The 23834-nt window shown below is 66.9% G+C and carries 20 protein-coding genes and 3 pseudogenes; 14 read left to right on the top strand and 9 right to left on the bottom strand.

What is annotated here, in order from left to right:
* Positions 1-10 precede the first annotated feature (10 nt).
* Together FCN77_RS26430 and FCN77_RS26425 are read left to right on the top strand one after the other, a co-directional pair.
* On the top strand, positions 11-292 hold the full coding sequence (locus FCN77_RS26430) for an SDR family NAD(P)-dependent oxidoreductase (RefSeq protein WP_217496186.1): 282 nt from the start codon (positions 11-13) through the stop codon (positions 290-292).
* Positions 207-929 (top strand): SDR family NAD(P)-dependent oxidoreductase, encoded by a 723-nt coding sequence (locus FCN77_RS26425; protein WP_217496321.1) that lies wholly within the window; start codon positions 207-209, stop codon positions 927-929. The genes FCN77_RS26430 and FCN77_RS26425 overlap by 86 nt, the downstream gene beginning before the upstream one ends.
* Here FCN77_RS26425 and FCN77_RS22765 read toward each other — a convergent pair.
* The 3 genes from FCN77_RS22765 to FCN77_RS22755 form a co-directional block, all read right to left on the bottom strand.
* A complete protein-coding gene (locus FCN77_RS22765; protein WP_137324109.1) occupies positions 820-1443 on the bottom strand; it encodes a dihydrofolate reductase family protein in 624 nt (207 codons plus the stop codon). The two genes, FCN77_RS26425 and FCN77_RS22765, sit on opposite strands and share 110 nt — an antisense overlap.
* 118 nt (positions 1444-1561) lie before the next feature.
* On the bottom strand, positions 1562-1876 hold the full coding sequence (locus FCN77_RS22760; protein ID WP_137324108.1) for an AzlD domain-containing protein: 315 nt from the start codon (positions 1874-1876) through the stop codon (positions 1562-1564).
* Positions 1873-2529: an AzlC family ABC transporter permease gene (locus tag FCN77_RS22755; protein WP_217496185.1), complete on the bottom strand. Its 657-nt coding sequence runs from the start codon at positions 2527-2529 to the stop codon at positions 1873-1875. Before FCN77_RS22755 ends, FCN77_RS22760 begins: the two co-directional genes overlap by 4 nt.
* Positions 2530-2639: 110 nt before the next feature.
* Between FCN77_RS22755 and FCN77_RS22750 the strand changes: the two genes are divergently transcribed.
* Positions 2640-3200: a helix-turn-helix domain-containing protein gene (locus tag FCN77_RS22750; RefSeq protein ID WP_254678703.1), complete on the top strand. Its 561-nt coding sequence runs from the start codon at positions 2640-2642 to the stop codon at positions 3198-3200.
* Between the two features lie 92 nt (positions 3201-3292).
* Positions 3293-3757 (top strand): GNAT family N-acetyltransferase, encoded by a 465-nt coding sequence (locus FCN77_RS22745; RefSeq protein ID WP_137324105.1) that lies wholly within the window; start codon positions 3293-3295, stop codon positions 3755-3757.
* Here the strand turns inward: FCN77_RS22745 and FCN77_RS22740 are convergent.
* On the bottom strand, positions 3754-4602 hold the full coding sequence (locus FCN77_RS22740; protein ID WP_137324104.1) for a PhzF family phenazine biosynthesis protein: 849 nt from the start codon (positions 4600-4602) through the stop codon (positions 3754-3756). The genes FCN77_RS22745 and FCN77_RS22740 overlap by 4 nt on opposite strands.
* A 134-nt stretch (positions 4603-4736) precedes the next feature.
* Entirely contained in the window at positions 4737-5189 is a 453-nt protein-coding gene (locus tag FCN77_RS22735) for a group II truncated hemoglobin (RefSeq protein ID WP_137324103.1), read from the bottom strand.
* Positions 5190-5377: 188 nt separating this feature from the next.
* Between FCN77_RS22735 and FCN77_RS22730 the strand changes: the two genes are divergently transcribed.
* The 5 genes and pseudogenes from FCN77_RS22730 (at position 5378) to metH (ending at position 13705) form a co-directional block, all read left to right on the top strand.
* The gene (locus FCN77_RS22730) at positions 5378-7120 is read left to right on the top strand and encodes an ABC transporter ATP-binding protein (RefSeq protein ID WP_137324102.1); all 1743 of its coding nucleotides are present in this window, start codon (positions 5378-5380) and stop codon (positions 7118-7120) included.
* Positions 7117-9126 (top strand): ABC transporter ATP-binding protein, encoded by a 2010-nt coding sequence (locus FCN77_RS22725; protein ID WP_137324101.1) that lies wholly within the window; start codon positions 7117-7119, stop codon positions 9124-9126. Before FCN77_RS22730 ends, FCN77_RS22725 begins: the two co-directional genes overlap by 4 nt.
* Positions 9127-9398: 272 nt before the next feature.
* Positions 9399-9563 (top strand): annotated as a pseudogene (locus tag FCN77_RS22720) (short-chain dehydrogenase); the annotation flags it as partial.
* A gap of 124 nt (positions 9564-9687) precedes the next feature.
* On the top strand, positions 9688-9993 hold the full coding sequence (locus tag FCN77_RS22715; protein WP_137324100.1) for a hypothetical protein: 306 nt from the start codon (positions 9688-9690) through the stop codon (positions 9991-9993).
* 62 nt (positions 9994-10055) lie between these two features.
* A pseudogene (gene metH / locus FCN77_RS22710) lies at positions 10056-13705 on the top strand (methionine synthase).
* Here metH and FCN77_RS22705 read toward each other — a convergent pair.
* Complete coding sequence (locus FCN77_RS22705) at positions 13695-16634, bottom strand: ATP-binding cassette domain-containing protein (protein ID WP_137324099.1); 2940 nt, start codon at positions 16632-16634, stop codon at positions 13695-13697. The pseudogene metH and the gene FCN77_RS22705 sit on opposite strands and share 11 nt — an antisense overlap.
* Positions 16631-17188, bottom strand: a complete 558-nt coding sequence (locus FCN77_RS22700) for a hypothetical protein (RefSeq protein ID WP_137324098.1) — start codon at positions 17186-17188, stop codon at positions 16631-16633. Before FCN77_RS22700 ends, FCN77_RS22705 begins: the two co-directional genes overlap by 4 nt.
* Before the next feature lie 231 nt (positions 17189-17419).
* Here FCN77_RS22700 and FCN77_RS22695 point away from each other — a divergent pair, with 231 nt between their 5' ends.
* The 3 genes from FCN77_RS22695 to FCN77_RS22685 all read left to right on the top strand — a co-directional run bounded on the left by FCN77_RS22695 (position 17420) and on the right by FCN77_RS22685 (position 20303).
* Positions 17420-18277: a phosphatidylinositol-specific phospholipase C/glycerophosphodiester phosphodiesterase family protein gene (locus tag FCN77_RS22695; protein WP_137324097.1), complete on the top strand. Its 858-nt coding sequence runs from the start codon at positions 17420-17422 to the stop codon at positions 18275-18277.
* A 33-nt stretch (positions 18278-18310) separates the two neighbouring features.
* A complete protein-coding gene (locus FCN77_RS22690; protein ID WP_137324096.1) occupies positions 18311-19348 on the top strand; it encodes a hypothetical protein in 1038 nt (345 codons plus the stop codon).
* Positions 19349-19511: 163 nt separating this feature from the next.
* Positions 19512-20303, top strand: coding sequence for a GPP34 family phosphoprotein (locus FCN77_RS22685; protein WP_137324095.1), 792 nt, complete (start codon positions 19512-19514; stop codon positions 20301-20303).
* A gap of 205 nt (positions 20304-20508) precedes the next feature.
* Here the strand turns inward: FCN77_RS22685 and FCN77_RS22680 are convergent.
* Positions 20509-20787 (bottom strand): annotated as a pseudogene (locus FCN77_RS22680) (restriction endonuclease); the annotation flags it as partial.
* Positions 20788-20907: 120 nt separating this feature from the next.
* Positions 20908-21042: a hypothetical protein gene (locus FCN77_RS27435; RefSeq protein WP_302646256.1), complete on the bottom strand. Its 135-nt coding sequence runs from the start codon at positions 21040-21042 to the stop codon at positions 20908-20910.
* A gap of 129 nt (positions 21043-21171) precedes the next feature.
* Between FCN77_RS27435 and FCN77_RS22675 the strand changes: the two genes are divergently transcribed.
* The gene (locus FCN77_RS22675) at positions 21172-22056 is read left to right on the top strand and encodes an aminoglycoside phosphotransferase family protein (protein ID WP_137324094.1); all 885 of its coding nucleotides are present in this window, start codon (positions 21172-21174) and stop codon (positions 22054-22056) included.
* A 135-nt stretch (positions 22057-22191) separates the two neighbouring features.
* Complete coding sequence (locus FCN77_RS22670) at positions 22192-23670, top strand: HNH endonuclease signature motif containing protein (RefSeq protein ID WP_137324093.1); 1479 nt, start codon at positions 22192-22194, stop codon at positions 23668-23670.
* The last annotated feature ends 164 nt before the right edge of the window (positions 23671-23834 follow it).

The raw sequence follows: 23834 nt of genomic DNA, 5'->3' as shown, positions 1-23834 counted from the left end.
GAACCCAGCCATGACATCGAAACTGACCGGAACCGCCGCCCTCGTCACCGGCGCGAGCAGCGGCATCGGCGCGGCCACAGCCAGCCAGCTCGCAGCACTAGGCGCCTCCGTTGCGCTCGTGGCCCGACGCCGGGACCGGCTCGAAGCCCTCGCCGCCGACATCGAAGAAGCCGGCGGCACCGCCCTGGTGATCGAAGCCGACATCACTGACCGCGCCCAGGCGCAGGCCGCCGTGGACCAGACCGTGGAACGCTCCGGCAGCTGGACATCCTGGTCAACAACGCCGGGCTGATGCTCCTGGGCCCGGTGGTCGGCGCCGACCCGAGGAGTGGAACCGCATAATCGCCATCAACGTCCAGGGCCTGCTCCACACCACGCACGCCGCCCTGCCGCACCTGCTGAAGGCAGCCGAGGACAGCCCGCGCCGGGTCGCGGACATCGTCAACATCAGCTCGATCGCGGGCCGCGTCGCCTGGAACGGCTACGGCGTTTACAACCTCACCAAGTTTGGCGTCAACGGCTTCACCGAATCCCTCCGCCAGGAAATCATCCAGCGGCACGTGCGCGTCGGTGTCCTGGAACCCGGCGGCGTGGACACCGAACTGGGTTCGCACAACAACCCCCAGGTCCGGGGCGAGATGATCGACCCCTTCTACGAGCAGACCGGGGTCCTCGCGCCGGAGGACATCGCCGACGGCGTCGCCTACGTGGTCACCCGGCCGCCACGCCTCCGTCGTGGAGCTCTGGATCATGCCCACCGACCAGGCCTGACCCCGTCCCCGCAACCGATGGGACCTACCCATGGTGACCTGGGTCGCCCTAGCCCTCCTGGTCGACGGCTGACATGTCGCCGACGCGGGGCGTGCCATCGGCCAGCGCATAGCGTTGCAGCACCGCACCTTTCGGTGAGGCGACAACCGGCTCGATGAGCCTGAGGTTTGTCGGAACCACCCCGTCGGCGAAGACCTTCTTTCCACTGCCGAGGAGGATCGGATACACCCAGAGCGTGAGCCGGTCGAAGAGCCGTTCGGCGAACAGGGTCTGCACGAAGTCGAGACTGCCGATGACGTGGATGTTCGCGTGCCGCTCGCGCAGTTCGCGCACGGCGGCGACGACATCAGGACCGAGCAGTGTGGAGTCGGCCCACTCCAGGGTGGGCGTCTGGCGCGAGGCCACGTACTTCGGGAGGCGGTTGAACAGCCGCGCGATGCCCCCGTCCGCGTGCGGCCAGTAGGAGGCGAAAATGTCGTAGGTCCGGCGCCCAAGCAGCAGCGCGTCCATCCCCGCCATCCCGGAGTCGACCTGCTCGCCGACGACCTCGTCGATGAGGGGTGCCTGCCAGCCGCCAAACGCGAAACCGTCGTCAGTGTCCTCTTCCGGCCCGCCGGGCGCCTGAGCGACGCCGTCGAGCGTGGTGAACAGGTCGATATGGATGAGTCCCATGCCGTGCTCCTTCTCTGTCGCCCGTCGTCGCCCCGGCGACGGGATCACTCCGAGGCTGACACACCATCCCTCTGCGAAGCAACGGAGCCGGGCTTCCGGTTTGTCTGCGGCGGCCGCGTCAGGCCAGACCCGCGAACCTGAGCCCGGCGGTCACTGCGACGGCGGCTCCGACGATCACCAGGAACGGCGCCTTGATCCAGCTGAGGACGGCGGCCACGGCGGCACCGCCGATCAGCGCGACGCCCGCCTGTTCGCCGTCGTGAAAGGTGCCGGACCGGGCCGCAACCGCCGCCAGCAGCACCACGGATGCCACCTCCAGGGTCCGCTGCAGGGCGGGGGAGGGCTTCCACCGTTTGCGCAGCAGCGGCCCGGTGGCCCGGAAGGCGTAGGTGCCCACGGCCAGGACGGCGATCGCCGCCAGCAGTTCGGTCATGAGGTCAGCTCCGGTTCTGTTGTGGCGGGACGCCAGGGACGGGCTACTGCCACCGCGGCCAGGGAGAGCAGTTCCGGCAGCCCGGCAGGAAGGGTCGACGCCGTTGCAACAGTGATTGCCGCGCCCAGCACCACCGCGGCGGTCAGCAGCGCCCCGCCCGCCCGGGCTTTCGGAATGACCAGCGCAAGGATCATGGCCGGGAAGACGGCGTCGAGTCCCCAGCGGTCCAGGTCGCCGAGGAAGGCGCCGAGCCAGGTGCCCAGCGCTGTCCCGAGCGGCCAGATAAGGACAATGCCCACGCCGCACGCCCAGAATCCCAGGCGGCGCACGGCCGGGCTGCTCCCGGCGAGGGCGAAGGACGTGGACTCGTCGTTGATGGCATGGGCGCCGAGGATGGAGGGGAGGCCGTTGCCCATGAGCGGGGCCACCTGGAAGCCGAAGGGGATGTGCCGGGCGTTGACCAGCAGCCCGGCCGCCGCCGCCAGCCAGGGACTGCCGCCCGCGCCGATGATCGCCACGAACATCATTTCCGAGGCTCCGGCCACCACGGCGATCGACAGGAGCAGGGGGATCCACCAGGGCAGGCCGTAGCCGATGGCCAGGGCGCCGTAAGAGATTCCGAGGATCCCGCCGGCCAGGCAGACCACCGCCACTGAGCGCAGGAGCGAATGCAGCTACGTTCGGTTCATCGTATCCATGTTCAATAGAATGAACGCGTACACTGGTGACTGTCAAGCCGAACGATCGACCGATGGAGCGAACAGTGACCGAGCAGAGCAAAGCCCCGCTCAAGGCGATTGCGGCGGCCATCAAACGCCACCGCGAAGCTGCTGGCCTGTCGCTGACGGAAGCGGCCCGCCGAGCGCAGATTGCGAAGTCCACCCTGTCCCAGCTGGAGTCCGGCGTGGGCAATCCCAGCGTTGAGACCCTGTGGGCGCTCGCGCTTGCTTTGGATGTGTCCTTCACGGACCTGGTGGATCCGCCGCGCGCGGGCGTGGTGATCATGCGAGCAGGTGAGGGCGAACCGGTTCGGTCCGAGCACTCCGACTACGCCATCACCCTGCTCGCGCACGCCCCCGCGGGTTCACGCCGGGACCTGTATAAGCTGGCTGCGGAACCGGGGCCACCCAGGGAATCGGAGCCGCACACGCCGGGGACCATTGAGCACGTCATCCTGACCGCAGGCTCTGCGAAAGTTGGCCCCTCCGGGTCTCCGGCCACGCTTCACGCAGGGGACTACATCAGCTATCCCGGCGACGCCCCACACGTCTTTGAAGCGCTGGAAGCCGGGACGACGGCGGTCATGATCGACGAACACCGTTAAGGTCGAACACCGTTAACAGCGTGCGGTAACTGCGTTCCGTCATTCGGGCCGGGATCCTGTTCCATTTCCCTGTTGGAGGGTATTCCGCTTGAATGTCGGACATGCCTCCCGTCTGGTCCCTGCGCCCAAGCCTTCCCTCTGATGCTCCCTGGATTGCGGAGCTGCGCGCCCAGGTGATGCGGCCCGATCTCGAACGCCTGGGACGCTGGGATCCAGTGCGCGTCAGGCAACGTTTCCTCACCGGTTTTCACCCCGCGCATACGTTCGTCATCGACATTGGGGCCTCCGCGGCGGGCGTCATCGCGGTCCGCCCCGAACCCTATGAGCAATGGATTGAACACTTCTACGTGGCGACTCAATACCAGGGGCAGGGTCTCGGAAGCGCCGTACTGCGCCACTTCATGACGGAGCATCGCGATCACCGGCCCTTCCGGCTGAACGTCCTCCAAGGCAGCCCGGCCAGACGTCTCTACGAACGCAACGGATTCGTTCATGAACATGAGGACCCGATCGACGTGTTCCTCATCTCCGAAACCGGCCTGGAGGTTGCACCCTAAAGCGAAACGCGGCCGCTCACCACGGTGCGGCTGGTCCCGCCAACCCAGATATTCTCATCCTCGACGGTGATGGTCAGCAGGCCGCCGCGTCCCAGGACGGTGCCTTGCTGGACCGTGTAGTCGCCGTCCACCACTCCTTCGCCAAGGAGCCATTGCGCCAGCCCGGCGTTGAGGCTGCCGGTTACCGGGTCTTCGGGAACGCTGAAGCCCGGAACGAACGCCCGGACCCCAAAGTCCGCCGGTCCGTCTGGGGCGTAGCTTCCAATCACGCCAACGCAAAGCTGTCCCATCAGGGCGAAGTCAGGCTGCAGCTCCAGCACTTTCCTTGCTGATTCCAGCCGGATTCCTATCCAGCCCGGGCCGTTGTCCACCCAGTTGCTGCCAAGGATCTCTGCAGCCTCGATCCCCAGGCTGGCGATGGCTTGTCCCAGGACCGCCGGTTCAACCCCGCCGGACCGGACCAGCGGCGGAGCCGCGAAAGCCAGGTCGGTATCCGCACGGCGGATCTTCACCAGCCCCGCCTCGCATTCCTGCACCAGTTCCCCGTCACGGCGGGGCTGGCCCCCCTTGTCCAGCCAGGCGTGGGCAGAGCCCAGGGTGGGATGCCCGGCAAACGGCAGTTCGGACGCCGGCGTAAAGATCCGCAGCCTGTAGTCCGCCTCCGGGTGCGTCGGCTTTTGCAGGAAAGTGGTCTCGGAGAGGTTGGTCCAGTTCGCGAAGCTCTGCATCTGTTCGGTGGTCAGGCCATCGGCGTCATGGACGACGGCGACCGGGTTGCCGGCTTTCGGCCCGGGGGCAAAGACGTCTACCTGGGAGAAGGGATATTCGTTCACAACGGTGGGCATGCCGGTCTTTCTCTGGATTTTCGCGGGATTCGTGCGGGAGTTCCTAGCAGTCCACGGTAGGTGGCCGCCAAGCCCGGGCACCATAGCCAATTCCGGAAAGTGGCCCTATTCAGCCAGTAGCGTCCGCAACCGTCTCACTGACTGACGAGCCCGTCCCAGGACCACAGTGGGATGCGCAGCCGGTCCGGCACGTCATCCGGGGAACGTTCGTACCGGGACATCGTGGTGGTCGTGGCCCAGGCGAAGTAGTCGTGCAGCACTTTACGGAGGACGCTACCGTCGGTGAGTCCGACGTCGGCCAACGCTTGGTCGAAGCAGGCGATTGCCCTGCGGTCCATGTCCTCGTGGGGCCCGTTGCCGCTGTGTATCCGCACCACCGATGTCTCGTCGCCATACGAGCCTGAATACCCCGGCGGGCCGCCCAAAGCCTGCGCCCAATAGGCGGCGAGCCGCCGGCTGTGCTCGGGATGGAAGCCATGGCTGAACGCATGACTGACCACCTCGTCAGCCATTACCCGGGCATGCCAGGCGTTGGCCAGCCTCAGGAAAAAGTCGGCACCGCCGGCGGCCGCATACACGGTAAGCATGGAGCAACGATGGCACGCGGCATCGCAGCACGGAAGGGGATAGGCAGGGCGAAGAGCGCCGCGCCAGCCACGCCCCGCTTCGCCCTGAGAGGAACCCGTTCCGTCCCCAGCTTCCGGACGTACACTGGCCTTCGAATCTGTTTGCGCGGGGATTCTCCGGAACCCCCGCTGCGTGATGTGGAGTCCGGATGCTCTGGAAACTGCTTGTTGAATACCTGCGGCCGCAGCGGCGGCTGCTGCTCGCCGTCGTGATTTTCCAGCTGGCGCAGTCCATCGCGTCGCTGTACCTGCCCACCCTCAACGCGGACATCATCGATGAGGGCGTGGCCAAGGGGGACACCGACTACATCCTGCGGCTGGGCAGCGTGATGCTGGTGATCACCCTGCTGCAGATCGCCTGCTCGGTGGTGGCCGTGTACTTCGGTGCGAAGGCGGCCATGGCCCTGGGCCGGGACCTGCGCGGGGCCATCTTCACCCGGGTGGGGGAGTTCTCCGAGCAGGAGGTCACCCGGTTCGGGGCGCCGAGCCTCATCACCCGGTCCACCAACGACGTCCAGCAGGTCCAGCAGCTGGTGCTGATGTCCGCCACGCTGATGGTGGCCGCGCCCATGCTCAGCATCGGCGGGGTGATCATGGCCATCCGGCAGGACGTGCAGCTGTCCTGGCTGATCGCCGTCAGCGTGCCCGCGCTGCTGATCGCCGTCGGGCTCATCATCACCCGGATGGTGCCGCTGTTCCGCAAGATGCAGGTGCGGATCGACACCGTCAACAGGGTGCTCCGCGAGCAGCTGACCGGCATCCGGGTGGTGCGTGCGTTCGTGCGCGAGGACATCGAAACCGCCCGGTTCGCGCGGGCCAACGAGGACGTCACGGACACCGCGCTCCGGGCCGGCCGGCTCATGGCGCTCGCGTTCCCCGTGGTGATGCTGGTGCTGAACGTCTCCAGCGTGGCGGTGATCTGGTTCGGCTCGTTCCGGATCGAGGACGGCTCCATGCAGGTGGGCACGCTCATCGCCTTCCTCAGCTACCTGATGCAGATCCTGATGTCCGTCATGATGGCCACGTTCATGGCAGTGATGATCCCGCGTGCCGCGGTCTCGGCGGACCGGATCGGCCAGGTGCTGAACACGGAGTCAAGCGTGCGGCCGCCGGATCATCCGGTGGCCGTCGCCGCCGGTCAGCTGGGCAGCGGCGAGCTGGAGATGAACGACGTCGGGTTCGCCTACCCGGGTGCCGAGCAGCCGGTTCTCAGCGACATCAGTTTCACTGCCCGGTCGGGGCAGACGACGGCGATCATCGGCAGCACCGGGTCCGGAAAGACCACCCTGGTGAACCTGCTGCCGCGGCTTTTCGACGCGACCAGCGGTGCGGTGAAGTTCGACGGCGTGGACGTCCGCGAGCTGCATCCGGACCAGCTGTGGGGCCACATCGGCCTGGTGCCGCAGCGGCCGTACCTGTTCTCCGGCACGGTGCGCAGCAACCTGCTCTACGGCAAGCCGGACGCCACCGAGGATGAGATGTGGCGGGCGCTGGCCACGGCACAGGCGCAGGACTTCGTCCGGGAGATGGAGGGCGGGCTGGATGCTCCCATTTCGCAGGGCGGCACTAACGTCTCCGGCGGCCAGCGGCAGCGGATCGCGATCGCCCGGGCGCTGGTGAAACAGCCCGAGCTCTACATCTTCGACGACTCGTTCTCCTCGCTGGACACCGCGACCGACGCCAGGCTCCGGCAGGCGCTCAAGCACGACACCTCCGGAGCCACCCTGGTGATCATCGCCCAGCGGGTGTCCAGCATCGCCGACGCGGACCAGATCCTGGTGCTCGACGACGGCAGGATAGTCGGGTACGGAACACACGATGAGCTTCTGGAGACTTCTGAGACTTACCGCGAGATCGTATCCTCGCAGCTGGCAGCGGAGGAGGCGGTATGAGCGGGCGCAGCACCCCCACCCGGACGGGACCGGCCCCGGAAGCCGGGACCACCGCCGTCGGACGCCCGCCGCGTCCGCCCATGGGTCCCGGCCGCGGAGGCCCCTTTGCGGGGATGAGCATCCCCGCCGAAAAGGCGATGAATTTCTGGCCGTCCGCCAAGCGGCTGCTGGGCCAGCTGCGGCCGGAGCGGCTGTGGCTGGTGCTGGTGATTGCGCTGAGCGTGGCCGGGGTGACGCTGTCGGTGATCGGGCCGCGGCTGCTGGGCGAGGGCACCAACATCATCTTCGCCGGAGTGGTGTCCAAGCAGCTGCCGGCGGGGATGAGCAAGGCGCAGCTGATCGCGCAGTTGCGGGCGGCGGGGGAGAACCAGAAGGCGGACATGCTCAGTGCCATGGCGCTGACGCCCGGGACGGGGATCGACTTCACGGCCCTGGCCAGTGTGCTGCTGTGGGCGCTGGTGCTGTATGTGCTGGCGTCCGCGTTCATGTGGGTGCAGGCGTATGTGCTGAACGGCGTGGTGCAGCGGACGGTGTACCGGCTGCGCGAGCGGATCGAAGCGAAGATCAACCGGCTGCCGCTGCGGTATTTCGATTCCATCCAGCGCGGTGAGCTGCTCAGCCGGGTGACGAACGACGTGGACAACATCTCACAGAGCCTGCAGCAGTCCATCAGCCAGGCGGTCACGTCGCTGCTGACGGTGCTGGGTGTGCTGCTGATGATGTTCCTGCTTTCGCCCACGCTGGCGGTGATTGCGCTGGTGACCATTCCGCTGACGCTGGTGACGACGGCGATGATCGCCAAGCGCTCGCAGAAGCTGTTCGTGGCGCAGTGGAAGCACACGGGGGAGCTGAACGGGCAGATCGAGGAGACCTACACCGGGCATGCGCTGGTGAAGGTGTTCGGCCGGCAGCAGGAGGTGGGGGAGCGGTTCCGGCAGAAGAACGCGGAGCTGTACCAGGCGAGCTTCGGCGCGCAGTTCATCTCCGGCCTGATCATGCCGGCCATGACGTTCATCGGAAACCTGGTGTACGTGGGGATCGCCGTGGTGGGCGGCCTGCAGGTGGCTTCGGGTGCGATGCAGCTGGGCGATGTGCAGGCGTTCATCCAGTACTCGCGGCAGTTCACCCAGCCGCTGGCGCAGCTGGGGTCCATGGCGAATCTGCTGCAGTCCGGCGTGGCGTCCGCCGAGCGGGTGTTCGAGCTGCTGGACACGGACGAGCAGTCGCCTGATCCTTCGCCTTCAGTGGCGCCGAACGGCGGCCGGGGGCGGCTGGTGTTCGAGAACGTGTCGTTCTCCTATTCACCGGACAAGCCGCTGATTTCGGACCTGAGCCTGGTGGCCGAGCCGGGACAGACGGTGGCGATTGTCGGCCCCACGGGGGCCGGGAAAACGACGCTGGTGAACCTGATGATGCGGTTCTACGAGATTGATGCGGGACGGATAACGCTCGACGGCGTGGACGTCACCACGATGACGCGCAACGAGCTGCGCTCGCGGATGGGCATGGTGCTGCAGGATACGTGGCTGTTTGGCGGGTCGATCCGGGACAACATTGCGTACGGCCGGCCCGGTGCTTTGGAGGACGAGATCCTGGAGGCGGCGACGGCGACATACGTTGACCGGTTCGTGCACTCCCTGCCCGAGGGCTACGACACCGTGCTGGAGGACGAAGGCGGCAACGTGTCGGCGGGCGAGAAGCAGCTGCTGACGATCGCCCGGGCGTTCCTGGCCCGGCCTTCTGTTTTGATCCTGGACGAGGCGACGAGCTCGGTGGATACGCGGACCGAGGTGCTGGTGCAGAAGGCGATGAGTGCGCTGCGGTCCGACCGGACCAGCTTCGTGATCGCGCACCGCCTGTCCACCATCCGCGACGCCGACCTCATCCTGGTGATGGAGGCCGGGCAGATCGTGGAGCAGGGGACGCATGCTTCGTTGCTGGCGGCGGGCGGGGCTTATGCGCGGTTGTATGAGGCCCAGTTCGCGGCTCCTGTGGCGGAGGTTTAAGCCCTCGTTTTGTTTCTTGCGCGGGGAACTTTGATGGTTCGTCGCATTTTTAACTCCAATACGTTTGCGGACTCCGGCTGGCGAGGGGTGGCGTTCGATGTTTCGGCGATCACGCCGGCATTGTCTGAGAAATCATTTTTGCAGGTGAGGAAACTTCGGGTTGGCAGTCCATACATCGGATCGCGCCTTTCGCTGCTAATGGTCGGAATGACGGCCTCGTCACAGATGCATTCAAAGGCGCCTTGACTGGCTGGCACATGCCGCGGAACGAATCTCAGCTCGCGGCCGAACGCCTCGGCCCGCTGATGCAGGCCACCGTCCCCACGCCCGCCACCGCGGCGCAGCTCGCCGCCTCCATCACCTTCCTGCTCAGCGACGACGGCACCAACGTCAACGGCGCTATCCTCGCCTCCGACGGCGGCTGGTCGGCGCTGTAGGGCCTGGATACACACACGCTAGGAGGGCAACGCATCACCGGGTCAAGGCCGCCCTCCGGCCCTACCGGGATGACGCTGGAAGGCCTATCTTTGACCTGACACCACCCGAGGGAAAGGAACGACGATGTTCACCTTGCAGATCAGCTATCCAGTCCGGGACTACGAGGCTTTCAAGAAAGTATTCGACACCGATCCTGCAGGCCGCGCTGCCTCCGGCGCCAGGTCTGTCCGCCTGTTCCGGGATACAGAGGACCAGAACAGCGTGGCCGTGCTCCTTGACTTCGACACCAAGGATGCTGCGAACGGCTTTCTGGAACGGCTCCGCAGCGACGTGTGGGACAAGCCGGCGGTGATAGGGCAGCTGATGACGGCAGCGCCCACAGCCAGGATCCTGGAGGAAGTGGCCCGCGAGGGCCAGGGCGCGGGCTGACCGCCGTCGTAGTACATGGACACACAGCGCACTGCATAGGGCCCCGCCCGTAGTCTGTTTAGATGCCTCGTTTTGCGCTTGATATTGAGTCCGTCCCCCGCCCCGTCCGCGCCCAGGAGCTCCTGGATGCGGTGAACCACCGGGTTGTCATCGCCGATGGCGCAATGGGCACCATGCTGCAGGGCCGGGAACTGTCCCTTGAAGAAGACTTCCTGGGCCTCGAAGGCTGCAACGAGATCCTCAACGCCACGCGCCCAGACGTCCTCGCGGACATCCATGACGCGTACTTCGCCACCGGCATCGACGCGGTCGAAACCAACACCTTCGGCGCCAACTGGTCCAACCTCTCCGACTACGGCATCGACGACCGCATCGAAGAACTAGCACGCAAGGGCGCCGAGATCGCCCGCGAACGCGCCGAAGCGGCAGAAAAAACAGACGGACGGATGCGGTGGGTGCTGGGCTCAATGGGGCCGGGCACCAAGCTCCCCAGCCTCGGGCACACCACCTACGACTACCTCAAGCAGACCTTCGCCCTGCAGGCCGAGGGCCTCATCGACGGGGGAGCGGATGCCTTCCTCATCGAGACCAGCCAGGACCTCCTGCAGACCAAAGCCGCGGTCAACGGCTGCAAGCAGGCCATCGTGACCCGCGGCATCCGGCTCCCCATCTTCGTCGAGGTAACGGTCGAGACCACCGGAACCATGCTGATGGGCTCCGAGATCGGCGCGGCGCTCACCGCGCTCGAGCCGCTCGGCGTCGACGCCATCGGCCTGAACTGCGCCACCGGGCCGGATGAGATGAGCGAGCACCTGCGCCACCTGGCCAAGCAGTCCTCAGTGGCCATCGCCTGCATGCCCAACGCCGGCCTCCCGGTGCTTGGCGCCAACGGCGCGCACTATCCGCTCTCGCCCACCGAACTCGCCACCGCGCACGAGCAGTTTGTGCGCGAATTCGGCCTCGGCCTGGTGGGCGGATGTTGCGGTACGACGCCGGAGCACATGGCCGCCGTCGTCGAGCGCCTTGCGCCCTTCCGCACCAGCGCCGCGGTCACCAGCGGCGGGAGGGGCGCCGACGGCAGCCGCCTTCCCACCGAGCGTGAAGCTGGCATCGCTTCCCTCTACCACCACGTGAATTTCGACCAGGAGTCTGCGTACCTCGCCATTGGCGAGCGCACCAACGCGAACGGTTCGAAGGCGTTCCGCCAGGCAATGCTCGACGAGCGTTGGGACGACTGCGTGGACATTGCCCGCGAGCAGGTCCGCGTCGGCGCGCACCTGCTCGATGTGTGTATTGACTATGTGGGGCGCGACGGCGTGGCCGACATCAAGGAGGTCGTCTCACGTTTCGCGTCGGCCTCCACGCTCCCGCTCGTCATCGACTCCACCGAACCCCCCGTCCTGCAGGCCGGGCTTGAACACATCGGGGGACGCCCGGTGGTCAACTCCGTCAACTACGAGGACGGCGACGGCCCGGACAGCCGCTTCGCGCGCATCATGCCGCTCGTGAAGGAACACGGCACCGCCGTGATCGCCCTGACCATCGACGAAAAGGGCCAGGCACGCACCACCGAGGGCAAGGTGGCCATCGCCTCGCGCCTCGTCGACGCCCTGGTTGGCGAATGGGGGATGCGGGTCGAGGACATCATCGTCGACTGCCTGACCTTCCCCATCGCCACCGGCCAGGAAGAAACCCGCCGGGACGGCATCGAAACCATCGAGGCCATCCGCCAGATCACCGCCAAGTACCCCGGCATCAACACAACACTCGGCGTCTCCAACGTGTCCTTCGGCCTGAACCCGGCAGCGCGCATGGCACTGAACTCGGTGTTCCTGCACGAGGCCGTGCAGGCCGGCCTGACGAGCGGCATCATCGACGCCGCCAAGATCGTGCCGCTCGCGTCGCTGCCGGAAGAGCAGCGCAAGGTGGCGCTGGACCTCATCTGGGACCGCCGCGAATACGATGCCGACGGCAATGTCACGTACGACCCCCTGAACAGCATGCTGGACCTGTTCGCCGGCGTCGACACCGCAGCGCTCAAGGACCAGCGCGCCGCGGAACTCGCCGCGCTGCCCACCGGTGAACGCCTGCAGCGGCGCATCATCGACGGCGAAGGCAAGGGCCTCGAAGAGGACTTGGACCTTGCGCGCGCCGAAGGCATGACCCCGCTGGGCATCATCAACGACCAGCTGCTCGAGGGCATGAAGGTGGTGGGCGAACGCTTCGGCGCCGGCGAGATGCAGCTGCCGTTCGTGCTGCAGTCCGCCGAGGTGATGAAGAACGCGGTTGCCCTGCTCGAGCCGCACATGGAAAAGTCGGATTCCTCGGGCAAAGGCACCATGGTGATCGCCACCGTGCGCGGCGATGTGCACGACATCGGCAAGAACCTGGTGGACATCATCCTCACCAACAACGGCTACAAAGTGGTGAACATCGGCATCAAACAGGGGATCGCCGAGATCATGGCCGCGGCCGAGGAACACAACGCGGACGTGATCGGCATGTCCGGCCTGCTGGTGAAGTCCACCGTGGTGATGAAGGAGAACCTCGCCGAATTGCAGTCCCGCGGGCTGGCGAAGAAGTGGCCCATCATCCTCGGCGGCGCGGCCCTGACCCGCGCCTACGTGGAGCAGGACCTCGCGGAGCAGTTTGAAGGAACCGTCAGGTACGCCAAGGACGCCTTTGAGGGCCTCTCACTCATGGAACCCCTGGTCCAGGTGGCCCGCGGCGCCGATCCCGACGCCGTCGGCCTCCCGCCGCTGAAGAAGCGGATCCACAAAGGCGGCCCGAAGTTCACGGTGACCGAGCCGGAAGCGATGCCGGGCCGGTCCGACGTCGCCTCCGACAACCACGTGCCGTCGCCGCCGTTCTGGGGCACCCGCATCGTGCGCGGCGTCTCGCTCCACGACTACTCCACCTTCCTCGACGAACGCGCCACCTTCATGGGGCAGTGGGGCTGAAGCCCGGCCGCGGCGAGGACGGCGCCTCCTATGAGGAACTGGTGGAACGCGAGGGCCGGCCGCGCCTGCGGTACTGGCTGGACCGCATCCTCGGCGAGGGAATGCTGGACGCGTCCGTCGCGTACGGCTATTTCCCGGTGGTCTCCGAAGGGGAACAGGTGGTGGTGCTGCACCACGGGGAGGACCGCGACGGCGTCCTCGGCACCCCTGGGCTTCTCGCCCCCGACGGCGGCTCAGGCGGCCCGATCGGCACCGAGCGGCTGCGCTTCGACTTCCCGCGCCAGCGCCGCGACCGGCACCTGTGCCTCGCCGACTTCGTCCGTTCGCGCGAATCCGGGCAGATCGATGTCCTGCCGGTGCAGCTGGTCACCGCCGGCTCGAAGATCGACGAGGTGACGTCCGAGCTGTTCAAAGGAAACCACTACCGCGACTACTACGAGCTCAACGGCCTGGTCATGCAGCTCACCGAGGCGCTCGCGGAGTTCTGGCATGCGCGCATCCGCTCTGAGCTGGGCTTCGCTTCCGAGGAGCCGAAGGACAAAGCGGGCCTGTTCAAGCTCGACTACCGCGGGGCGCGTTTCTCGCTCGGCTACCCCGCCTGCCCGGACATGGAGGACCGCCGCAAGGTGACGGAACTGCTGAAGCCCGAGCGGATGGGCGTGGTCCTGAGCGATGAGCTGATGCTGCACCCCGAACAGTCCACGGACGCGTTCGTGTTCCACCACCCGGAGGCAAAGTACTTCAAGGTGTGAGTTGGCGCCGGTCCCCGGCCTGACTGGATTGAGCCTGGGTGGGGCTGGCCTGCCCGGCCTGACTGCCCACGCTGGAGACCGGCTTCACCCGCCGGAGTGCGGCGAGAATGGCCCGCCCCACTATGGCGATTCCGATGACCGTGGTGATGGCGCGCAGGGTGTCCCAGCCCGCCGTCGACGTCAACAGCGAGTAGAGCAGGAAGCTGCTGAGGTTGGTGCCCAGCGGCGCGCCGGGCACATAGGAGATACCGGTGCCGGCGCCCACCGCGAAGGGCCAGAACCACAGATTGGTCAGCAGACCGAACAGGTAGGACGCCAGGATGCCGTAGCCGCACAGCATCCACAGTTCGGCTTTGCCCCGCACATGGCGGGGGAGCAGGCCGGCCCCGGCGCCCACCCACGCACAGGCGAAGATCTGGAACGGTGTCCACGGCCCGACGCCACCCCACAAAGCGCTAGAGAGCGCGATGGTAGCGGCGCCGAGGAGCATGCCGAAACGCGCGCCGAAGGCCCGGCCGGCCAGAATCAGCAGGATAAAGACTGCCTCCACGCCCCCGACGCCGGTGCTGGCCACCCGCACCGCCGAACCGACGGCGGCCAGGACGCCGAGCAGCGCCACCGTGTGTGCGGAGCGGACCGAGCCGTCCAGGGAAACGACGATGGCGATGACGGCGAGCGGTGCAATGGCCAGCGCTGCGTAGGGGAGGGCCGCGGCGGCATCCTCCGGGAAGGCCGCGGCGAGCAGCGGCCAGCAGAACGCTGCGAGGGCCAGAAGGTTTGCAGCTGCGAGAACTGAAAGCTCGACGCGCCGCGGCATCCGGATGCGGCGCTGTTTTGCCGCGCCCTGGGTGTCCGTTTGTTCGATGACCCGTGGCCTCGGTCCGGCACCCGCTCGCCGGGGAAGCGGGAGGGGCGCTTCAGGTGCAGTGGCCGGCGCGGAAGAGGGCGCGACGCCGTCACGCATCGGCAGGATCCGGGCGCCGAGGCCGTGGGCAAAGTCGAGGTCGTGCGTGGCGATCAGGACCGCCGCGCCGGCGTCCGCTGCGGCGCGCAGCGCCGCCGAGACTGCTGTGCGCGCCGCGGGATCGAGTCCGCGGGTGGGCTCATCGATCAGGAGTACCTGGGGGTCGTCCATGGTCTGCAGCGCGATGGCAAGGATCCTGCGCTCTCCTGCAGAGAGGTCCCGGGGATGCTCCGGTCCAATGGGAATCCGAACGTCTCCCCGCAAACGGGCCAGGCGTGACGCCGCAGTCTGTGGGGCAAGCTGGTCGCGGCCCGGGCGGCGCAGGTCTGAGAGACGCCGGCTTGAGTGGCGCCCCGCGTTACGCTGGCGCGCCTGGCGCCTCTCGGCCGCGCGGAGCTCTGCCGCCACGGTATCCCGGGTGAAGAGGTCGTCCGAGGCGTCCGGGACGAGGGCGACGCGGCCGCCGCCGAGAGTGCCGCCGTCGACCGTTCTTTCACCGCCCCTGCCTTCACCAACCGTGCCTTCACCCAGGGCGAGCGCCACCAGGAGGGACGATTTCCCGGCCCCGTTCGGCCCCACCAGGGCCACCACTTCGCCGCGGTGCAGGGTCAGGGACGCGTCGCGCACCAGCGGCTTGCCCTTGCGGTGCACCGCGAGCTTTGCCGCCGTCAGCACGGGCTCAGTCAGCACGGTCGCGAGCTCCACTGGCTGTGCCGGCGTCGGACGGGCACTGACGGGGTGCGAAGGCGCGGATGGCGCAGCACCCGGTACCAGGGCGCCGTCGTCGATGGTCCACCACGAGTCGGCAACCGGTACGAGCGCTTCCGCCCGGTGCTCCGCCACGATGACACAGACACCGGCGTCGCGGGCGAGGGCGTTGAGCACAGCGATGACGTGTCTGCGGGCTACGGTGTCAAGATCGGCCAGGGGCTCATCAACCAGGAGCAGGGCAGGATGCTCCACCACCGCGGCGGCGACGGCTACGAGCGTTGCCTCACCCGCCGAGAGAGTGCTGACATTCCGGTCCAGCAGCGCCGACACCCCAATACGCTCCGCGACCTCCAGCACCCGCGCCTTGGCGGTCCCGGATTCCATGCCGCGCAGCTCAAGTGCGAGGCCGATTTCGTCCCGGACCCGGGTGGTGGCGAATGCGGCCCGGGGATTCTGCAATACGACGCCGACGAGGCGGGCGGTATCGCGCGGCGGCGTAGTGGCACGGTCCGTTCCGGCGACGCGCACGGTGCCGGAAATTCCTCCACCGTCAACGTGCGAGAGGAGGCCAGCGATACCCCGCAGGATAGTGGACTTGCCGGAGCCCGTCGGCCCGGTAATGACCGCAATTGACCCGCTCGACGGCGCGAACCCTGCGACGCTCACCTGTGCGTCACCAATGCGGAACTGGGCGTCCCGGACGAGAACCGGTTCTTCGGCACCCGGGCCGGGCTGGTGTGCTGCCCGGCTCCCGAAGCCACGCAACTCCAGGGCCGCAGCAACCCGGCCCGCGTGCTCAAGCGTGCGCTCGAGCACGGGCACCAGGGCGCGGGGTCCGAAGCGTTCGCCCCGCAACCGAAACGCCAGGCGTACAGAGGTCACGGCGTCGGAGAGCGCCGGGAGCGCCGCCCAAGCCACCACAAGGGTCCGGGCCAGGCCCTGCATGGGGCCGCCGCGGGCCAGCAGCACGAAGCCGCGGGCCACGTCCACCCAGGCGTTGAGCAGGCCGAAACCGAGGATCATCCCGGCAATCGGCAGGGCGGACAGGACCGCCTCCCACAGCCCAGGCGCCGTTACCGGGCCGAGGAGGACCACATGGGCATACGGGGCAGGCAGGGGCACTGGCGGTATGTTGAGCAGAACCGGTCCACCGGCGCCCGCTCCGTTGAAAAGGATGCGGTAGATGACCCGCGCCGCGATGAAGACGACGGCGAGAGCCGCCGCTGCGCGTAACGGCGCGGGTCGAAAGGTCATGCCGCGGGTGCGGCCGGTGCGTCGTCGACCGTGAAGAGCAGTTCCAGGCTCTGTCCCGGGCTTACCTGCAGGGTGGCGAGGCCTTCCTGCGCGTATTCCCAGGCCCCGGAGGCCGGCTTAACCCAGAGAGCCCAGTAGGCAAAAGCGGCGGGCATCTTGCTGCAGTCTTCCCGGTACGTGCCGCCCTTGTGGGCGATGTCGAGGTCTGCGGCGGGCACGCCGTTCACACGGCACACCAGTTCCTTGGGATATTGGGCAGTGCCCTCGGTTTTCACCTTTGCCTCATCAAGCACCTTGGAAGCGGGCGTCGGCGCGTCCACGGGCACGCACACGGACGTGTCAGCGGCAGTCTGCTTCAGGGCGCCCGAATCAACGATGACCTTCACGCCGGCGCAGGGCCCGGAGGCGGCGCTGGATGAAGCCGTTGCCGGGGACGCCGGTGCAGAGGTGGTTGGCTGGGTGGCGGCCGGCGTGGAACAGGCAGCGAGAGTAAACAGGAGACCTGCGGCGGCGAGGGAGCTCGCGGCGGCGGTGCGAATCTTAGTCAATGTCACCTGTCAAGGGTAGGGCGTTGCTGGTCCGGATCCGGATGCCGTCGCGTTGTGTGACGTTAGGTCTCCAATAAATCCAAGGTTGTGAACCCTCCGGTAAAGACGCTTTGTGTTCACCGCCGCGAAACCCTTGCGACCTTGGCTGTTCTCCCACGCCCAGCAGTCTTTTCACGTACCCTTTCGCCCGGCACACCCCTAGCCTGGCGGACATCCCCGAGGTACCAGGAGTACTCCGTGTTCGTGAAAAGCGCCCTCGCCGCCGTCGCCATCCTCGCCACCCTGGCGGGAACCGCAGCAGCACCCGCCCAGGCCGAGGCACCCAAGCCCCCGCCCGTCGTCGTCGGCCAGCCCCTCGCAGGGACGCACGCCCACAACGACTATGGGCACGAACGTCCCCTGTTCGATGCGCTGGCGCATGGATTCACCAGCGTCGAAGCAGATGTGTGGCTGGTCGACGGCGAACTCCTGGTGGCACACGACCTCGCGGACGCCAAGCCCGGAGTAACGCTCGAGAGCCTCTACCTCGATCCGCTGGACGAGCTGGTGCGGAACCAGGGCCGCAGCGTTTATCCCCATTGGGACGGCAGCCTGCAGCTCCTGATCGACATCAAGAGTGAAGGGGAGGCCACCTACGCCGCCATCGAGCAGGAACTGGCCGAGCACCGGGACATCATGAGCCGCTACAGCAACGGCACCACCAAAACCGGGCCCGTCACCGCCGTCATCAGCGGAAACCGTCCCCTGGCCACCATGCAGGCACAGGAAAAGCGGTTCGGCTTCTATGACGGACGCTCCGCGGACCTCACCTCCGGGATGCCTGCCGGGCTGATGCCGCTGGTCAGCGACAACTGGACCAAGCTCTTCAGCTGGCAGGGCGTGGGCCCCATGCCCGAGGCCGAACGCACCAAACTCCAGGCCTACGTGGCCGATGCCCACGCCCAGGGCTACCGGGTCCGCTTCTGGGCCACCCCTGACCAGCCCGGCGCCGCACGCGAAGCTGTCTGGAATGAGCTCTTCGACGCCGGCGTGGACCACATCAACACCGACGACCTCGAGGCACTGGAACAGTTCCTCACCGCCCGCACGCTCTAAGCCGCCCCACTCAGCAGAGACAGGAACACCTCCATGCCTTCAAAGACCTTGAAAACAACGACGGCGGCAGCCGTCCTGGCGCTCGGCCTCCTTGCGTCCCAGCCCGCCAACGCAGCCGACACCTCGGACAGCCAGGCCTTCACCTTTGGCGTCATCGGCGACACCCCCTACGGCGACGCCGAAATCGCCAAGTTCCCGTCCCACATCCAGGACATCAACGCCGACAGTGCCCTGAAATTTGTTACCCACGTGGGCGACATCAAGAACGGCTCCTCCGTCTGCTCCGACGAGTACTTCGCCAAGATCCGCTCAGAGTTCGACACCTTCGAGCACCCGCTGGTTTACACGCCGGGCGACAACGAGTGGGTGGACTGCCACCGCACCAACAACGGCGCGTACAACCCGCTGGAACGGCTGGCCAAGCTGCGGGAGGTCTTCTTCGACCAGCCCGGCAAGACCCTGGGCACAACCATGCCGGTCAAGAGCCAGGAGAACCTTGGGCTTCCGGAAAATGTCCGCTTCACCCAGAACCGCGTTGCCTTCTCCGTGATGGACATCCAGGGCAGCAACAACTCGCTGCTTCCGTGGAGCGGCCTGGGCGAAACCTCTCCCGGGCCCGAGCAGCTGGCCGAAGTTGAGCACCGGACGGATGCCGTCCTGAAGCAGATACACGAAACGTTCACTGACGCCGAGCGCCGCAACGACCGCGCCGTGGTGTTGATGACCCAGGCCGACATGTTCGATCCGTCGCTGCTCGCCGCGGCTACTGCCAACCCGGAAACGGTCTCCGGGTTCCGGGAGATCGTTGCGGCCATCATTGAAGAGACCAACCGCTTCGACCACCCCGTCTATCTCATCAACGGCGACAGCCACGCCTTCGCCGACAACCAGCCGCTGGCGGAGGGCTCACCGTGGCTGAACATCTACGGCCAGCGCGCCGCGGATGACCTGCAGCGGCTCACTGTGGACGGAGCGGCCAACGCCACCAACTACGTCAGGTTCACGGTGGCCGGTAACAGCAGCGACGGCGGAGGTGTCCTGAGCTGGGAGAAGGTCCCCTTCAGCCAGTAGGCACCAAGGGAAGCGGACGACGGCGGGAGGTCCCGCCGTCGTCCGCGCACTGTGGCCGCAAACCTTTGGAAGCGGTTGGCCAGCGGCAAGGCAATGCGGATGGCGACGTGAACGCTTGTAAATCCTCATTGTGGTGGCTCCCCAACAGGGCCACCATGATGCTATGGATGCTGAAACACCGAAGGCGGTGGAGCTGAGCCTTCCCCAGGCTTTCCTCCTCTTGGCTACGAACGACAAAGACGGCAAACCTGAAGTGCCGGTGTTCGCACTCAGGACCACTGTGGCAGGGGCAATATTGGCCGAGCTGGCGCTGCTCGGCGCGATCGAGCTGCCGGGAAAGCACGTCAGGGCTACCGGGACCGACCCGCAAACGGACTTCCAGTACGAGCTGGAGCTCATCCGTGGCAAATCCCGGCACCACACTCCCAAGGGGTGGGTCGCCATACTGGAGGGCCGCGCCGAAGTGCGGCGAGTCTATGAGGGGATGGTGTCGCTGGGCATCGTGGAACATTTCGGCGAAAAGCACCTGGGCCGGTTCCGGGCCGTGCGGTACCGCGAGAAGGACCACGCTCCGGAGGAGGCTCTCCTGAAAAGGATCCAGGCCACACTCAGCAGTGCGCTGTCCGATCCCGAGGCGTCTGCGTCCGCGGCGACCGAGGCCGGGGCGGCTGATTCCGGGGCGGGTGACGCCACGGCACCCGACGCCACGACGCCTGCTCCCGCCAAGCCTGGTGCCCCGACGCCCGATGCCAAGACGCCCGATGCCAAGACGCCCGATACCAGGACCACAGCGCTGATCGCCCTGCTTCAGGCGGCCGGGCTGTTCGGCAAGCTCTTCCCGGAAGCGGATCGAAGCCGGGCAAGTGAGCTGGCGAGGGGCTACTGGCCTTCCCGCGCGGTGGAGGACGAACTTCGTCTGATCAGACTGGCGGAGGAAGAAGCCGCAACCTTATGAGGCTGCCTGGAACCGCGGCGCCGGAGTCGTCGGTCTGCGCGGACTCCGGTCGCCATCCTTGCGGCCGACGGCGGCTGGTCGGCGCTGTGGGTGAGCGGCACCAAACGCAAGCTGACGACGGCGGGAAGTCCCGCCGCCGTCCACTTTCCCGCCCCTGCGTTTAGGCTTCAGAGAATTGCCGGCCTGGCTTTAGGAGCAGCCGTGCTCAGAGGTAGCTTTTTACGCTCGCGCGCAGTGCTTCAGTGTGCTCGTAGATTTCTTCCAGCGAGCTAATGGGCACTCGGGTCTCTTCCTTGTTGTCGTCGAATATTCCGATGTACTTCTGGGTGCGGTTGAATTGCAGGCGCGCGATCGGCTTGCGGTTGTTGTCGTCCAGCAACACCGCGAAGTAGGACTTGGCATCCCTCTGGACTACGCGAGCGGGCTTCACTTCGCTGCAGACGATGGCCCGGACGATCTGGTACCCCTCGATTTCCTCCAGCGTTGCCAATTTGATGAAAGTAACCGAGGAACTATCTGGGGATCGCGGCTCGCGGCCGAACGCCTCGGCCCGTTAGTGTGCAGGCCATTGTCAGCGCCGTCGTCCACTTCCTGCCTGTGTCGTTCAGGGTATTTCCGGCGTGCTCTTCAACCGCGTAGTGCTGGCGAAGCTCCAAATGGCGTGGTCGAGTTCCTTCTGCTCTTCGCCGAGCTTCTCGGCAGCCTCCTTGACCATGGCGCCGGCAAACGCAGACGACACCCGCCGCCGGACTGCGCGCCTAAACCTGGCTTCGCCAAGGCGCCCCATCTGCTCTCGGGGATCTGAACTATATTCGGACAAGGGAAAGGACCGGATGGCATCGCAGGAACAAGGAAGGTGGATCTCTGAATGGCGGGAATGCCACCAGCCATTTTGGAGGTGAGTGACGTCGTCGTCCAGTGCCTCGTCCGGGACCAGTGGCCCGACCTCGGCGATCGTCCTCTAACGCGGGTTGCGAATGGCTGGGACAACGCGACCTTCCGCCTCGGGGACGACCTGGCCGTCCGGCTGCCGCGCAGGGCGGAGGCCGTTTCGCTAATACTGCATGAGCAGCGCTACCTTCCCGACATAGCCCGCCGCTCCCCGGTTGCGGTTCCTGTCCCCGTCCATGCCGGCTTGCCGACGTCAGACTTCCCATGGCCGTGGAGCATCGTGCGGTGGGTCGCCGGAGCCGCCGCGGCCGACGTCGGCCCAGCAGCCCGCAGGCCGGCCGCTGAATGCCTGGCCGATTTCCTCCTGTCCCTCCACGTGCCCGCCGAAACCGGTGTCCCGGTGAATCCGTTCCGCGGCGTGCCGCTGACGGACCGTGACTCTGCGGTGGTGGAACGGCTCGGGGACCGCGAACGCTACCCGCAGGCAGCAGCACTGAGAGGGGTGTGGGCGGAGGCCTGTGCTGCTAAAGCCTGGGATGGCCCAGCGATGATGCTCCACGGGGACCTTCACCCGGGCAATATCCTGCTGGCGGACGACGGCTCCCTGGCTGGCGTCATCGATTTCGGCGACGTCGGAGCAGGGGACCCTGCTGTCGATCTTGCGGTGGGGTGGCTGATGTTCGACGCCGGCGCCCGCCACCGCTTCATGGACGCCTTTGGCCCCGCAGTAGAAGGGGACACCTGGATGAGGGCCCGGGGCTGGGCTCTCATCCTGTCCACCGCCATGCTGAGCAACTCCGACGATGATCCGCGGATGTTCGCCGTGGGAGAGTTCGGGATCAGGCAGATCCTGGAAGGCTGACTTTGCTTGTAGCCGGCTACCAAATCGATAAGCCTCAGCGGACGTGAGGAATACCGGAGGCGCCAATCCGGACCTGGAACGATCGCCAACTCTGAGGCCGGCGTTATTGTCAGTGCCTGCTGTCATGCTGTGGGTATGGAAGGCAGAGCAGTTGCGGAGACGTTGGAGGCCATGGAGGCCTCCCTTGCTGCGTTGGCTACATTTGTCGGTCGCGGGGCCGGGAACGTGGCCTCGACTGGTCCTGACCCTCTTCAGGACGAAGCGGACGCGTGCCTGGACGGTGCGGCTGAGGTGGGCAGAATGGAAGCCAGGCTGGCCGCGCTGAAAGTGCACTTCGCCGCCGGATACGCCCACGCTGCCGCGGCCATGGCGGCCCCGGCCGTTTCCCCGCAGGAGCGCACCTCCCAGGAAATGGCGGTGACAGCAGAGCTGGCCTGTGTCCTGACTGTGAGTGAAAGATCGGCAGCTGCGTTACTGGCGGAGTCAGCCACCCTGACCACCGGGTTGCCCCTGACGCTGTCTGCGCTACGGACAGGGAGCATTTCGTGGCAGCACGCGCGAGTTATGTGTGATGAAACATCCGGTCTGGACCCCGCCGCGGCTGCTGCTTTGGAGGCTCATTTCCTGGACCCCGAAGCTCCCTCTGCTGCGCGTGGCTGCCCGGCGGGACAGCTGGTGCCGGGCAGGTTCCGGGCTAAAGCGCGCAGCTGGCGTGAGCGGCACCATCCTGTAAGCATCGAAGCGCGCCACCGCAAGGGCGTGCAGGACCGTCGGCTGGAATATGTCCCGGACCGGGATGGCATGGCCTGGCTCTCGGCCTACCTGCCCGCGGATGTGGCGGCGGGTGTCTGGTCCCGTGCCACGGAAACGGCGCGTGCTCTGCAGGGTCCGTCCGAATCCCGGACCCTGACGCAGCTCCGTGCGGACGTCGCCGCTGGCTGGCTACTGGAGGGTGTGGCGGAAGGAACCCCGTCGCCCAAGGCACAGGTCCTGGTGACCGTTCCGGTGTTGTCGCTCTTGGGCACCGGGACGGACCCGGCCACGCTGGACGGGTACGGTCCCATTCCGGCGAGCATGGCCCGCCGGCTTGTCGCGGATGGCGCCGGATCGTTCCTGCGAGTGCTGACCGATCCGCGCAGCGGAGCGCCGCTGGAGATCGGCCGCACCAGCTACCGGGTTCCGAAGGCGATGCGCCAGTGGTTGCGGCTTCGGGATGGCCGGTGCCCTTTTCCCGGCTGCAACAACCATTCCCTGGATAACGAAGCGGACCATCTGCTGGCTTGGTCCGAGGGAGGCGGCACTGGCATCACCAACCTGGGCCAGCCCTGCCGGCGCCACCACCGACTCAAACACAGCACGCCGTGGAGACCGGTTGACGCGACCCGAGATCAACCACCCGGCTGGATCTCACCCTCGGGGCGCTCCTATCCCAGCGAACAACAGGACTGGGAACCGCCACACTGGCCGGACCGCCCCGGCCGGGCGGGCGAAGACCCGGAGTGGGAACCGCCCGACTGGCCGGACGTGCTTGCCGGTGCCGCCGGTCTCGGAGAGACCGGGCCACCATTACCGGTGGATCCCTTGCCCGACTGGGCACTATCCATCGCGGCGTAGGATCAGCCTTGCACCGTCCTGCCCGCTTCCCGTTGCCCGCTTCCCGTTGCCCGCTTCCCGTTGCCCGCTTCCCGTTGGCCGGTTGGGCAGGCCGCCAGCAACCACCGGTGGCGAATGCAGGGGACGGCCCGCAGCGGACCCTATACTCAAGAGGCCAATCCGGA

Source organism: Arthrobacter sp. 24S4-2, from assembly GCF_005280255.1.
Taxonomy (GTDB): Bacteria; Actinomycetota; Actinomycetes; order Actinomycetales; family Micrococcaceae; genus Arthrobacter.
Note: the sequence above shows the minus strand (reverse complement) of the source record. Positions and strands in the feature narration are given on the sequence as shown.

Bases quoted from the DNA above. Each gene is read 5' to 3' on its own strand.
- FCN77_RS22760 (WP_137324108.1), bottom strand. From the start codon at position 1,876: ATGACCGAACTGCTGGCGGCGATCGCCGTCCTGGCCGTGGGCACCTAC.
- FCN77_RS22675 (WP_137324094.1), top strand. From the start codon at position 21,172: ATGGCGGGAATGCCACCAGCCATTTTGGAGGTGAGTGACGTCGTCGTC.
- FCN77_RS22715 (WP_137324100.1), top strand. From the start codon at position 9,688: ATGTTCACCTTGCAGATCAGCTATCCAGTCCGGGACTACGAGGCTTTC.
- FCN77_RS22725 (WP_137324101.1), top strand. From the start codon at position 7,117: ATGAGCGGGCGCAGCACCCCCACCCGGACGGGACCGGCCCCGGAAGCC.
- FCN77_RS26430 (WP_217496186.1), top strand. From the start codon at position 11: ATGACATCGAAACTGACCGGAACCGCCGCCCTCGTCACCGGCGCGAGC.
- FCN77_RS22740 (WP_137324104.1), bottom strand. From the start codon at position 4,602: ATGCCCACCGTTGTGAACGAATATCCCTTCTCCCAGGTAGACGTCTTT.
- FCN77_RS22765 (WP_137324109.1), bottom strand. From the start codon at position 1,443: ATGGGACTCATCCATATCGACCTGTTCACCACGCTCGACGGCGTCGCT.
- FCN77_RS22670 (WP_137324093.1), top strand. From the start codon at position 22,192: ATGGAAGGCAGAGCAGTTGCGGAGACGTTGGAGGCCATGGAGGCCTCC.
- FCN77_RS22685 (WP_137324095.1), top strand. From the start codon at position 19,512: ATGGATGCTGAAACACCGAAGGCGGTGGAGCTGAGCCTTCCCCAGGCT.
- FCN77_RS22730 (WP_137324102.1), top strand. From the start codon at position 5,378: ATGCTCTGGAAACTGCTTGTTGAATACCTGCGGCCGCAGCGGCGGCTG.
- FCN77_RS22745 (WP_137324105.1), top strand. From the start codon at position 3,293: ATGTCGGACATGCCTCCCGTCTGGTCCCTGCGCCCAAGCCTTCCCTCT.
- FCN77_RS22690 (WP_137324096.1), top strand. From the start codon at position 18,311: ATGCCTTCAAAGACCTTGAAAACAACGACGGCGGCAGCCGTCCTGGCG.
- FCN77_RS22735 (WP_137324103.1), bottom strand. From the start codon at position 5,189: ATGCTTACCGTGTATGCGGCCGCCGGCGGTGCCGACTTTTTCCTGAGG.
- FCN77_RS22705 (WP_137324099.1), bottom strand. From the start codon at position 16,634: ATGACCTTTCGACCCGCGCCGTTACGCGCAGCGGCGGCTCTCGCCGTC.